General features: G+C 58.4%; 14 protein-coding genes. 11 read left to right on the top strand and 3 right to left on the bottom strand.

Going from position 1 to position 12508, the window contains the following annotated elements:
- The first annotated feature begins 216 nt into the window (after positions 1-216).
- Both AC0YKC_RS25235 and AC0YKC_RS25230 read left to right on the top strand, forming a co-directional pair.
- Positions 217-597, top strand: a complete 381-nt coding sequence (locus AC0YKC_RS25235; protein WP_488513036.1) for a VOC family protein — start codon at positions 217-219, stop codon at positions 595-597.
- 72 nt (positions 598-669) lie between these two features.
- A complete protein-coding gene (locus AC0YKC_RS25230) occupies positions 670-978 on the top strand; it encodes a hypothetical protein (protein WP_488513035.1) in 309 nt (102 codons plus the stop codon).
- Between the two features lie 971 nt (positions 979-1949).
- Here AC0YKC_RS25230 and AC0YKC_RS25225 read toward each other — a convergent pair.
- Entirely contained in the window at positions 1950-2237 is a 288-nt protein-coding gene (locus AC0YKC_RS25225; RefSeq protein WP_488513034.1) for a hypothetical protein, read from the bottom strand.
- 518 nt (positions 2238-2755) lie between these two features.
- Here AC0YKC_RS25225 and AC0YKC_RS25220 point away from each other — a divergent pair.
- A complete protein-coding gene (locus AC0YKC_RS25220) occupies positions 2756-3847 on the top strand; it encodes an AI-2E family transporter (protein WP_488513033.1) in 1092 nt (363 codons plus the stop codon).
- A gap of 518 nt (positions 3848-4365) precedes the next feature.
- Here the strand turns inward: AC0YKC_RS25220 and AC0YKC_RS25215 are convergent.
- Positions 4366-4668: a hypothetical protein gene (locus tag AC0YKC_RS25215; protein WP_488513032.1), complete on the bottom strand. Its 303-nt coding sequence runs from the start codon at positions 4666-4668 to the stop codon at positions 4366-4368.
- Position 4669: 1 nt separating this feature from the next.
- Between AC0YKC_RS25215 and AC0YKC_RS25210 the strand changes: the two genes are divergently transcribed.
- From AC0YKC_RS25210 to AC0YKC_RS25195, 4 genes are all read left to right on the top strand, one after another.
- Positions 4670-5128 (top strand): hypothetical protein, encoded by a 459-nt coding sequence (locus AC0YKC_RS25210; protein WP_488513031.1) that lies wholly within the window; start codon positions 4670-4672, stop codon positions 5126-5128.
- A gap of 32 nt (positions 5129-5160) precedes the next feature.
- Complete coding sequence (locus tag AC0YKC_RS25205) at positions 5161-5763, top strand: DUF1003 domain-containing protein (RefSeq protein ID WP_488513030.1); 603 nt, start codon at positions 5161-5163, stop codon at positions 5761-5763.
- Positions 5764-6134: 371 nt separating this feature from the next.
- Positions 6135-6341 (top strand): hypothetical protein, encoded by a 207-nt coding sequence (locus tag AC0YKC_RS25200; RefSeq protein WP_488513029.1) that lies wholly within the window; start codon positions 6135-6137, stop codon positions 6339-6341.
- Positions 6338-6634, top strand: coding sequence for a hypothetical protein (locus AC0YKC_RS25195; protein ID WP_488513028.1), 297 nt, complete (start codon positions 6338-6340; stop codon positions 6632-6634). The genes AC0YKC_RS25200 and AC0YKC_RS25195 overlap by 4 nt, the downstream gene beginning before the upstream one ends.
- 376 nt (positions 6635-7010) lie before the next feature.
- On the opposite strand, the gene AC0YKC_RS25190 is transcribed toward AC0YKC_RS25195, so the two are convergent.
- Positions 7011-9014, bottom strand: a complete 2004-nt coding sequence (locus tag AC0YKC_RS25190) for an AI-2E family transporter (protein WP_488513027.1) — start codon at positions 9012-9014, stop codon at positions 7011-7013.
- A gap of 623 nt (positions 9015-9637) precedes the next feature.
- Here AC0YKC_RS25190 and AC0YKC_RS25185 point away from each other — a divergent pair.
- The 4 genes from AC0YKC_RS25185 (at position 9638) to AC0YKC_RS25170 (ending at position 12453) form a co-directional block, all read left to right on the top strand.
- Positions 9638-9883: a hypothetical protein gene (locus AC0YKC_RS25185; protein WP_488513026.1), complete on the top strand. Its 246-nt coding sequence runs from the start codon at positions 9638-9640 to the stop codon at positions 9881-9883.
- 634 nt (positions 9884-10517) lie between these two features.
- Entirely contained in the window at positions 10518-10778 is a 261-nt protein-coding gene (locus AC0YKC_RS25180; RefSeq protein WP_488513025.1) for a hypothetical protein, read from the top strand.
- Positions 10775-11077 (top strand): hypothetical protein, encoded by a 303-nt coding sequence (locus tag AC0YKC_RS25175; RefSeq protein WP_488513024.1) that lies wholly within the window; start codon positions 10775-10777, stop codon positions 11075-11077. The genes AC0YKC_RS25180 and AC0YKC_RS25175 overlap by 4 nt, the downstream gene beginning before the upstream one ends.
- A gap of 308 nt (positions 11078-11385) precedes the next feature.
- A complete protein-coding gene (locus AC0YKC_RS25170; RefSeq protein ID WP_488513066.1) occupies positions 11386-12453 on the top strand; it encodes a sensor histidine kinase in 1068 nt (355 codons plus the stop codon).
- Positions 12454-12508 lie beyond the last annotated feature (55 nt).

Below are 12508 nucleotides of genomic sequence, written 5' to 3'. Positions count from 1 at the left end.
CGGGCCGCCAATGCTGCCAGCGGCAGACGTTGCGCTGCGGCCCGCATCGAAAAACCTCCACGTTTGCTGACGGACAGGTTTGCGCTCGAACAGCCGGGAAGCTGCCCTTCAGAAGCGACCGATAGCTGCCGTTCCGGTGATACAAAAGCTGTTGCAAGCTAGACAGCATTGAGTCGTTGCGGAACGCGTACGAAAGCATATCTTGGGTAGTGTGATGTGAGCCGGCGATGCTGCGCGAGGTTCCCCAATGGCCTACGAGGCCGCCAAAAACCATCGTTTCGAAAACTCGACAACTATCTACTGCATGTAAGCGATCTTGAGGAAGCCATATCCTTTTATCGGGATCGGCTCGGCCATGCCCTTATCTGGCCGGACGCGGAAGCCGCCGGATTGGCGTTGCCTGATGCAGAACTAGTAATTCATCTTCGTATTCGTCCAGAGATCGATATTATGGTTGATGACGTGGACGCAGCATGTCGAGAGCTTTTGGCAGCGGGCGGAAGGGCAGTGGAACCACCCTTCGACATCGCGATCAGGGGATGCGCCCGTATTAGTGACCCTTTCGGCAACGTGCTTGTTCATGGCCAGCCAGATTGACGCAGGGCGGGAACGAATGCGTCCGCCCACTGTTGTTGTGGCGAAGGGCATTCCGCCCTCGGAGCAATTCCCATGAAATTTGTGATTTTGAGCGCTTTGGCGCTGAGCTTTGCTGTCCCTGCAGCAGCTTCCGCAGCCGAGACGTACGTGGTCATCAAAACCCACCATAAGCACTACAACACCAACCAGGATACCACTGCGATCAACGAAGACGGTCAACGTCTGCACCATCGGCACCACGGTCAGCTTGCATTCTATGATCAGGGCCAGCGCAACTGGCATCGGCATCACCGACACAACACCGTGGTGGTGGTGAGTTCCGTTCCGACCCGTCACCTCCACCGGCCCCATCCGATCGTAATCGAGAATAATGATTACTGATTGAAACTCTGCGGCCCGGCTTCTCGAAAGCGAGAGTCGGGTCCGGCCATCTTCCGGCGGGGGTCGCGAAGAAACCAACCTTATCGGACGGTTGTCTCCTAAAGGAACTCGCAACATTCATCGCTATCACAGTTCCAGACGCGACGGCCCGTCTCCATGTCACGGAAATGGTAGTAGAGGCCCATATAGCCAGTGGCGTCGTGCTCCGGCCCATGCTGCGCGTTCCAGAAGAAGCGAAGCGTGGCCAATGTCCGCCCGGCGGGCGGCGGTGCGCGTTATGAAACCGTGCTCGACACCGACGGGATAGGACGCGCCAGGCGAGCCCGACGGCCGCTATGCGAGCCTGGGCGTTGCGGTCGGCGATCAGGCCATTTTCCGGGTTTGCCTCTTTGAGAAAATATTCGAACGACAGGCGCTGGATGTCCGAAGCAAGCTCGTAACAAAGCGGGTAGTCGCTCGATGCATCCATGGCTGCCGATATAGAGGCTTTCGCCGCGGTTCCTACCCTTGGGCCGGTCAATCAAAGTAAGGTCGGCCGCATTTTTGCCGAAACCGTGGCTGGCAGGACGTGGCCTGTCGGTCAAGCCGCCTTGAGGCTGGTGAAGCTACCTATGGGGTCGATCGCCTCGCCCGGCGAGTTTTCCCGCATGGCATGGAGTTCCGATCGTGCGGCCGGAGCGGCATTCATGGCAATAGATGCTAACGCGGGCCGGCGGCGGGCATCCGGTGCAACGTCAGCGATTCTGCCGTTAGAGCTGCGGGGGGCGTTGTCCACGATCAACGAGGTGCGGACCAAGGCTCGCTGTCGGATATGCGGAAGCCGCGAGTGGATCGATGCTGAACTGTTCCACTGTCAGGCGAGCAGGCTCATACGATCGATTTCGGCCCGGTAGAGATCTCTCTCGCACCCGGCTTGCTTCGAGGATGGCGAGCGAAAAAGGCCCGCCATCCCTGCTAGTTAATGATCAACGTCAGTTTGCGCCGCCGAGCTGCTTGGTCATCTTGCAGAAATTGTCGTGCGCCTTGGCTATCGCCTTGTCGCCGCATTCCTTCATCATTCCAGCGCGGTCTTCATCCTTCATCGCCATCCATGCGGCCTTGAATTCCTTCTCGGACTTCAAGGTCTTCATTCCGGCATCCGTGAAGAAGGGCGACATCTTGGCCGGATTGTCGAGCGCTGAGGTGTTGCCGCTGGCAAGTGCGGCACCGGTCATCATCGCAAGCGCTATCGCGCCAGCGCAAACCATCTGAATTTTCATGGGAATTTCCTTTTTGGGTGGATCAACGAAACGCCGACCCTGCATTGTACAACCAGCGAAATACAAAATAGTTCCAAGAAACCGGGAGTTGGTTAGAAATAAATATCTGCCTGAGCGCGTTGAAAATACAGTTTTTCAAGGTAATTGTTATGAAATTTTGATGCTTTTCTCTAACCCACAGAACCCACCGCGTCGAGCCGAGCTTGGGAAAAGATTGTCGGCGAGACGGAGGTTGATAGCTTTGGCGCAGCGAAATGACCAGCAACGCCGATCTCCTGATCCGGCATCCGGTCGTCCGCAAATGGATACTAGCCTTTCGCCTTAAGATCCTCGAAAAGAATCTCGGTTCTGGCGGTCTTGAGCTATCATTTGCGCGCCGCACGCCTACATTCCGGTGCGTCACTGCGCGATCGAGACAGTGCGTACGGGCACGCTGACGGCCGCTAGATTCGGTACGCTATCCACTCGATCGAGCGGCCTGGACATGCCAGGAATGACCAAGACAGCAAATGCGAGCCATGATGGAATTCGACCGTTCAGTCGAGCAGATCCTGGGGATCGGGGCACTGGTGCTGCTGGGAGTGGGCTGCTTAGTCGTGCTTTGGCCTTTTCTATCGGCGTTGCTTTGGGCGGCTGTGCTCTGCTTCTCCACGTGGCCGGCGTATAGCTGGTTCGAACGACTGCTGGGTGGCCGAAGGACACTCGCTGCCTTATTGATGACCTTGCTGATCGCACTTGTGGTCGTGGCGCCATTTGCCATTTCAGCGGCAACGCTGGCTGAAAGCGTGTCGAGCATCGTTACGGGCGCAAATCGTGTCCTTGAGCAGGGTCCTCCCGCGCCGCCAGCGTGGGTTGCAGGGCTCCCGCTGGTTGGTGAGCGCTTGGCCGCTTACTGGCAAGGCTTGGCGTACAACGCACCGGCTTTTCTCATTGAAATCACGAAGCTGATCCGACCTGCCACCGATATCGCCGTCGCGAGCGGCGCAATTCTTGGCGTGGGCCTGCTAGAGCTTGCCCTCAGTGTGTTTATAGCTTTCTTCTTTTATCGAAGTGGCCCGCAGATGGCAGCTTACGTGCGCATCAGTTCCGAGCGCATAGCGGGCGCTCGAGCTCGACATCTGCTGTCTGTGGTAGGTCTAACGGTAACGGGTGTTGTTTACGGCTTAATCGGCACTGCCCTCGCGCAAGGGCTGCTGGCCGGCATAGGCTTCTGGATAGCGGGCGTGCCTCAGGCACTTCTGCTCGGCTTCATCACCTTCATTCTGTCCTTCGTGCCCTTTGCCGCCCCTCTTGTGTGGGGCTCGGTCACGCTTTGGCTATTCCTCCAAGGCGAGGTCGGTTGGGGTTTCTTCGTTGGAGCCTGGGGCTTGCTGCTCGTCAGCAGCGTCGATAACGTGTTGAAGCCGTATCTCCTTGCCCAGGCAAACAGCCTGCCAGTGCTGCTCAGTTTTTTCGGGCTCGTCGGTGGAGTTCTTGCCTTCGGCTTCATAGGGATATTTCTGGGGCCAGTATTGTTAGCAGTCGGGTACAGCGTCTTCCTGGAATGGCACACGGCAGTAAACGACGACGTTGTTAGCCCGCCCGGGCCTATGCCACCACACAAAGAATGATCGCCCTTGCAACCGCTATGACGCCGGGACAAAGAGGTGAAATGGAGGCGCGAAAGATGGGCGGCGATCGGCCGGAAATGATCACGCAGCATGCCTTTCAAATCTGGGATCGGGGGGCCCGTTTGTCCGGCAGTCACGATCGGCATTGCCAGCAGGCCGGGCGCGATCGGCCGCGAGGCCGCTCTGGGTTGACGGGAGGACGCCTTGCCGCGAACGGGCGAGATGGCATATGGCCGACCATGCGACCAAGCGCAGGATCTGATCGAAGGGTGGGCTGCGACTGCGACGCAATTAAGCTGCCGCCGACAAGGATCAGGGCGAAGGACCGGGGTTAAGACGGCCGATTTGTCAGGCGAAGGTCGGGAGGTTGCAGAAGACCAGCAAGGCAGTGTTATCGCGCTCTCCGGAGGCGAGGAGCCAACCCCGTCAGGCGCGGAACCTCACCAGCGCCGCAGGGCTGAGCGCACCAGCCTGAAAAGCCCGGCCGGCTCGTTGTACGGCCGGGCAAAATCATAAAACTAATGCTTTGTGGCGTGGATAATTATGGATCCGGCCGAAACCTTTGGCGCAGCCGCGCTAATGTCTGCTGCATTTTTTGAGATCCAATCCTTCGCGAGGCGGACACTTTCTTCGGTGCCTGCCTTGTCCTGGCATACGGTCATCGATAGGCCACCTTCGCTGTCACTGCTGCGTGCGAGCGTGTAGCTCTCAAAGCCTTTCACAGAACGCATGAGCTTTTCAATGTTAGCCTTATTCTTTTCCAGGAATGAAAACAGCTCTTTTGAGCCCTTACCTGAGTAAGTTCTTACAACGACATCCATAATGGATTCCGATCGGGGACTGCGTTCATCATCTGAACGCGTTTGTGGAGAGCATCAATCGGAACCAACGGGTCCGGTCCTGCTGACCAGCCGCACTAATATGGTACGCCCATCGACCGAATGCGATGAAAATAATGACCGGGGATCGGGCAAAACACCGTCGATCGACCTGAACCTGCACGCTGATCGTGGCTGTTGTTTCGGCACCAGCGTGGAGCGGACGGAAGGTATCACAGGCAGTGAACGTTTTGCTGTCGATGCCAGCCTGATCGAGACGAAGCTCGCCGGCAACTCGGATGCGAGGCGAGCAATCATCCCGACCACAAAGCTAAAAATGGGTCGTCTCGGAGCCTCTCACCACTTTGGACGATGGAGCCTGCCAGACGGCCGCCACACCGGTGAACCGAGTTCTTTTGGCGCCACACCGCTACGGCATTGCGGGGCCACGGCCGCACGCTAAAATCAAATTTCCCGGCATGTGAAGGACTGGCCATGAACAGCGATGAAACAAAAGTAGCAGACGACGAGCCGCAGATCGCCGAACATGTTTCGCGTTATCTAGGTAGACCGATCGAAGCTCTCGATGAGCGCGAGCATTCCGTCTTCCGGCATCTGGTTTCCCGCAGAACTGTGACTCGCGACGTTAATCGATCTTTCGATGAAGGCCAGACTCTTGGACAGCGTCTGGCCGACAAGGTCGCCGAGTTCGGAGGGTCATGGAAATTCATTGGGCTATTTGGCGTGGTGCTAGCCTTCTGGGTGCTGGCGAACTTGCATTTTGCAGCGCAAGCGTTTGATCCATACCCCTTTATCTTTCTCAATCTTGTGCTCTCAATGCTGGCAGCGATCCAGGCTCCTGTGATCTTGATGAGCCAAAACAGGCAGACAGCGAGGGATAGGCTTGACGCGAGCCATGACTATCAAGTGAACCTGAAAGCTGAGATTGAGATTATGGCGCTGCACGATAAACTCGATCAAATGCGCAGCCAGGAACTACGGAACCTCATTCATAAGCAGCAAGAGCAGATCGATCTCTTGAGCCGGATTGTAATTCAAAATACAGATATCGATACGAAGAGCATTAGCAAAAACTAACGCGCAGACAGTAAGTCAACGCCGTGATGGCTCGGGTGAAGATCTTCTAACGTTCAATAGCTGCCTGGACTCTAGAGACCGTTTGCTATCCGTTTCTTAAAGGCGTATCAATCGCAATCTCAGCCTCTAGTATGGGCGGTGTAGAATGAGGGCGGCCATTGAGCTCCAGCCCTGGATTTAAGGAGGATGCTATGTCCTTCAGATACTTAACCACCCGACGACACGAAGACTATTGAGCGGCTTTTGATAGAAGTGCGCGAACCTGGGCCGGACAAAGGCGGCAAAGCCCACTTGGACGGTTGTCGAATGCCGAGCACTGTAGCCTAAGACGTCTCGGCCCATTCAGACGGAGCGTTGTTAGAAGCAAGCCATTGGATGCCGCCGCAGAGGTATTTCGTGAGGCAATGAGGCAGACGGTCAAGGGGTATTCGCTTTGGTATCTGGTGGAGGGCGTGCTGCTGGTGGTGACCGGAATTCTGGCGATGATCTTGAACGCTTTCTGCGTCCCACCGGAACCAATGTGTTCGCCGGCAGTTGATGTGGCGAAGGGCATTCAGGCCTTGGAGAACTCCCCATGAAAACGGTGATTTTTGGCGCTTTGGCGCTGAGCTTGGCTGTGCCTGCGATAGCTTCGACCGCCGAGGCCGACGTTATTTTTACAACCCATCGCCATCATCACCGATACTTCAACAACGAGGGCAACAACGTGGTCATCAACGAAGACGGTCAACGCCTTCATCATCGCCACCACGGCCAGCTCGCGTTCTATGACCACGGGCGCCGGCGTCATCATCGCCAGGATGTGGTCGTCGTCTCGACCCATCCTCATCACAGGCCTCATCAGGTCGCTATCGAGAACGGCGGGTACTGATCGTCGGGAAGTCCCGCAATTGAGGCAATTTCTATCGCAGAGGTGATCAGCAATCCGGCGGGCTTCCGTTCTTAAGCGAGAGCCGGCCGATCGCACGACGTGCTTTGCTAATAACGTCTGCGCCTCAAATCGGACCCGTCATGCTTCAATACCAGCATCATGAAAAGCGTATCCGGCCGAACTCCGAGGCATAGCCGTGCTCGCCAGGGGGCCAATGGGGCAATTGCTAGCCGGCGGCCCTACCGGCATGCCAGCTGGGCGCCCATTGATAGGGGCTCGCAAATCGGCCATGCGCAGCATCCGAGTGAAGCGACCGCGACCCGCGGCCGACAACCAGAGAAGCAACCATCCAGCAAGCGCGGTAATGATGCGTCCGTCATCCTGCTTCACGCTGAGCTTTTGCAACCGCGAGCGGCACTTTCTTGGCGGGGGGCGGCCGCCGGCGCATGCGGCGTTTGGCGGCGAGTTTGATCGCAATCGGCGGCTCATGCGACAAGGCGCCGAGCACGGTGTCGACAATCCCATGCGACACGAAATCCGCATTCAGGTCTGCCGCCAGACGGGCGTTGTTGTTGTTTTCGGTCTCGGACCAGAACACGATACCGACCCGCAACGCCGGCTTGGCGCGCTTCAGACGGCGAACCAGAAAGCGAGCGTGCTTGACAGAATCCCGGTTCAGGAAACCGACCACGACAGTGTCAACAGCGTCCAGCTCGAGGCGGCGAATGCCTGCCGGTTCCATGTCAGTGAAGCTTGCCTTCGATATGGTCGCTCCCTGCACTTCGAGCACTTGCGCCAACATGGCCGCGGCAGCATCGTCGAGTTCGCCCCGGCCGCCGGCGCAGAGCACCGACATACCGATGCCGTCTGGTAGTTCGATGTCGTCCCCGCCATCCACTGCTGCCTCTTTCACCGTATCCGCGCCTGCGTGCTCGGCTACGGTTGGATCAGCTTCATCTCCCGCCTCCTCCTTAGCGCTGTCGTCGAGGTTTGCCACCAGCGTCTGGGCGCTGGCCGCCACCTGCCGCCTTTGCTGGTCGCCCATTACCCCCCGAACGCGGTCCTGCTCGCCGAGCAGGAGTGCCGGAATGGCGACCTTGCCATAGAATTCGACAAGGTATTTGTCCTCCAGCATCTCCTCGGCGTGATCGGTTGCTTCGTCCGGATCACCGGCCAGTAGCCGTTGATAGAGCCGGGCATGGGGTTCGAGCACGGGCTCATTCCCGAACAGCACGTCGAGAAACTCGAACTGCGGCACGTGTCGGCCGAGCACGACAAGACAAACCGTGAGCGGGGTCGACAAGACCAGACCCAGCGGACCCCATAGCCAGGTCCAGAAGATTGCCGAAACAATGATGGCTAAGGGAGAAAGCCCCGTCCGCGAACCGTAAAGCCAGGGTTCGACGACGTTTCCGGTAATCAACTCCATCGCCACGAACAACGCGACGGTCCACAGTACCAGCGCCCAGCCTGGAGCAACGGCGAGCGCCAGGAACAAAGGCAGCAGCGCGCCAATGACCGGGCCAATATACGGGACGAAGCGCAACGCCAACGCCAGCAATCCCCACAGCAGTGCATTGGGTATGCCCAGGACCCAAAGGCCGACCGTAATCGGTATGGCGTAGACGGTGTTCACGACCAACTGCATGAGCAGATATCGGCCGACTCTCTTGCCGGCGTCCTGGAGTGCCTCGGTGGTTCGATGAAGATCGCCGTAGCCGACGAGGCGTATGAAACGGTCGCGCAGGTCCTCGCGCTCGAGCAGCATGAAAATGACGACGACGATGATCAGTCCAGCCGATGCCAGCGGCCCGATTAGCGGGGCGACCAGGTTCTGGAGCACCTCGATCGGCCTTTCACGTGCGACGATCTCGACTGGCACCGGCTCGCGCGCTGGCTTGTCGGCGGCGGGCGGCGACGGTTCCTGCTGGTTGATCTCCTGACCGACGCGCTCAATGACCCCGCTCAACCTGGCAATCATGCCTCCCCCTACGCCTGTCTCCTTGAGCGAGCGGATCTTGGTAAGGATGTTGCTCTGGTAGACCGGGATGTTCTGAGCAAGTTCGCTGACCTGCGTGGCCATGATGAAGGAAAACAGGGCGAGCGCCGCGAATGCGCCAAGCACACTGACGATGACAGCAGGAAGCCTGGGAATGCCGGCTCGTTTCAGTGCGGAAACCAACGGGGCAAGCGCGAAGGTAAGTAGCAGCGCGATCGCGATTGGCAGAAAAACCTCGCGACCGAAATACAGGGCGGCTACCGTCGTGACGACAGTCGCGACCGTGGGCAAGGGCATGCGCGGGTGGACGTTGCCCGCATACAGGATACCCGCCAGTCCGGAACCCGATGGATGCGAGCCGTTTCGACTGTTGGCCGCCACTTGATATCTCCGCCCTGCCAATGGCCATGATCAGGCATATTAGACCGGCGTGCAACGTTCCTTTTTCCGCAGACGGTGAACCGATTGCGCGAGCGGCGGCCTTGCACGCTTCAGAAGAAGCGGCAACGCAGCGGGTCAGCCCGGATTATCGCAATGCTGTCCGGTTCCGGCGGAGACTCCGGGGAGTTAAGTGGCTCCTGTGAGGATGTTAAGATGACAAGGCGGCAAAGCCAGCGGCTGTATGACGGCTTTCTGGGCCGCCTGGACGGCACGCAGAAGCAGATAGCGATCAGTGCGAGGCGTTGGAACATTTTCACCGCCGCCGAAATGCCAAACCTTTAGCGTCCGCCGACCGGCGGCTCTCGCCATCCAAAACCGCCGATATAATCGGTTGTCGAAGATCATCCGAGAGAGGTCGCGTCATCAGATGCCGGCCTCCATTCCGGCCAGCACCTTGCATCAAAGCCCGAGATACGGAAGGTCCTTTTGATTTGATTCTAAGGCAATCCAAAAGTGTAGCGGCAACTCCGTGACGGGGAACATGGTGCAACATAAAAAACGCCCCGCCATATTGTCGACAGCGGACCGCCCGGAACTTGTAACAGACAAGCGCGTTGTCGTGCATGGTCAAGAAGATTGCTTTCCCCGCCCTGCTCATCTCCGTCGCCGCCTTTATCGCCCTGATCACCCACGCACTTCTTTTCGCTTCGTCAACGACAACCCAGGCCGCCGCTGTGCAACCTGTCGAAGTTGTGGCGGTGGTCGACGATGAATGCACCAAGGCGATATGGCCGGACATCCCTCAACGATGCTTAGAGCGGGTAAAGGCGAGATCGTCGATCTCGGCAATTGCAATGACATCGCAGTAATAGAAAACGCCCTCCACCGTCAGTCAGGGGCCGGCTTGGACAAGTTGTCCAATCCTGTCAGTCTCTCGCAACCTTCAAAGCGTATTCGAGGTCGCGTCTGAGGAAGCAGGCCATGAGGTCGATTTCGGCGGCCTTAGCCCTTGCCTCCGCGCCGGCCTCTTCAACGATCTTATGAAGTTGGCACCAGCTCTTCCTGCGACTAGTCGCTGCTTTCCAATGTGAACGTTTCGCCGTGGTGGTTCGGGCATGGCTCCCGCGTATCGCCTCCATCCCGCTCTCTGTCGAAGAAATTAACATCCGTGACGGTGCCAAAGCGAAACTTCGGGAATACCCGTTTCCCTGGATAGAGAATTCTAATGGATCTGAAACAAAACTATCCATGCCTTGTTCGCAGCTCAATTGAGGCGCATATAAGTGGCTCGTTGATTTGGCCGATTTTGGCTTTTGCGGTGTCAGAGACCCGCCATTCACCACCGAATTCTCGATAGCGGCTCATTGCGCCAAGCCGGCGCGTGTGCCGCTGCGTTCGAACCCTAGAGACGCCGGCGCTGACCACGGATGTACCGGCGGCATCGTTCCGGTTCGGATGGGAATGCAGGAGGCGCCTTCGCTTGCTCCTGCGAAAGTCGCAACCATGACCAGCCGTACCACACAGACCGTCGTTCATTTCTCCGCGCCGTTCCGGCTGCCGGACTTCGATACGCTGCAACCGGCTGGAGACTATCGCGTCGACCATGACGAGGAAGCGATCGAGGGCGCCTCCTGGCTTGCCTGGCGACGTGTCGGCGCCTTCATCCATTTGCCGGCCATCGGAATGCGCGGATCGACGCAACAGATGGTGCCGATCAATCCGGCGGACCTCGGCGCCGCCCTCGAAAAGGACAGACAACCATGATTTATACAACCGCCCGGCAACCCGGCGCCCGCTCGATCCGGCCTGCCGCCGCAACCCATCTTTTTGCAGTCGGCCAGGCTGTGCGCCTGCGCGGCAATTTCGGCACATTCCCTAAGACCTCGGAAATTTACCGCGTCACCGGCACGCTCCCACCAATGGGAGATTCGCCGCGGTATCGCATCTGCAGCGATGGCGAGCGGCATGAGCGGGTGACGACCCAGGACAGCCTCGAACCCGTCCGCCTTTCGCAATCCGGCGAAGGCGCAGTCCTCATCGAAAGGACATTCGGCCATGGCTAAGGGACAGAAACGCAGCAATCGCGGGATCAGGATCCGAAGAAGGAAAAGGTACCTGAAAGCGGGGCCGGCAACCCGCTCAAGCTCGCCGCAAAGGGCAATGCTTCGGTTCGCAACGGTAGGGATCGGCAGGGATTGACGGCCTGAACCAGACGGAGCAACGGGCAAACGACGAAAATCTTGGTCGAGTTTACTGCGCCCGCGATGCTGACGAACCTCAAGCCGAGGCAGATTCAATTCGCGACACAGAGGCGGCGACGGTGTAAGACGCCATGAAGGAAGGCAAAACGCCTTCAGATCGGCTTCACGCCTTGTTCCATCCCTCTGCCAACTTCGACGATGCCCAGACACTGGCGCAGGCCATCGTCAATACGATCGCCGAGCCCTTGCTCGTGCTGGACGAGAAGTTTCATGTCCTTGCGGCCAGCCGCTCTTTCTATGAGACTTTCAAGGTTGACTCGGAACAGACGCTCGGCTCGTTGCTCTACGCTCTCGGCGGCGGCCAGTGGGATATCCCAGCGCTTCGCCTGCTCCTGGAGACCATCATCCCCGAGAAGACCGCCATGGATGGCTTCGAGGTCGAGCATGATTTCCCGGCTATCGGCCGCCGCACGATGCTGCTCAACGCCAGAAGGGTTCTCTATGACCACAGTTCGGCTGTGACGATCCTGCTTGCCTTCAACGACATAACCGCCCGCCGCGTCATAGAGAGGGAAAAGGAAGAGCTTCTTGGACGCACAGAAGACCTGCTGCGGCAGAAGGATGTGCTGCTGCGAGAGATGGAGCACCGGGTTGCCAACAGCCTGCAGATCATCGCCAGCATCCTTCTATTGAAGGCCCGCTCCGCCACCTCGGAGGAAACCCGCCAGCATCTGAAGGACGCCCATCAAAGGGTGCTTTCGGTCGCCGAGGTGCAGCGCCATCTTCACACCTCGGCTGGTATCGAAGAGATCGACGTCGTGTCGTATCTGTCAAAGCTGTGCAGCAGCCTAGCCTCCTCGATGGTCGGTGAAGACCAGCCGATCGCGGTCAACGTCACGGCTCAAGGTGGCTGGATAGACTCGCAGAAGGCGGTGAGCCTCGGCCTGATCGTCACCGAACTCGTTCTCAACGCAATCAAATATGCCTTTCCGGTGGAGAAGGCCAAGGCGCTGATCCAGGTGTCTTACGAGACCGACGGCAGTGACTGGAAGCTGACGGTCTCGGACAATGGCGCCGGCAAGGCAGCCGGGACGTCAAGCGCTGGCCTCGGAACGGCTATTGTCGAGGCCTTGGTGAAACAGCTCGAGGCCCGGATGGATATCATCAGCGACGGCAGCGGCACCAGCGTGTCGATCACCAGGGCGACATTCACGTCGCGCATACCGCGGGCGGCCTAGGAACAGCCCTGCCGCTTGAGCGCTCGCAACCGCCAACTGGGGTCTGCCCGTTCTT

The organism is Mesorhizobium sp. CNPSo 4661 (assembly GCF_057784215.1).
This window is presented reverse-complemented; position numbering and strand designations above follow the sequence as displayed.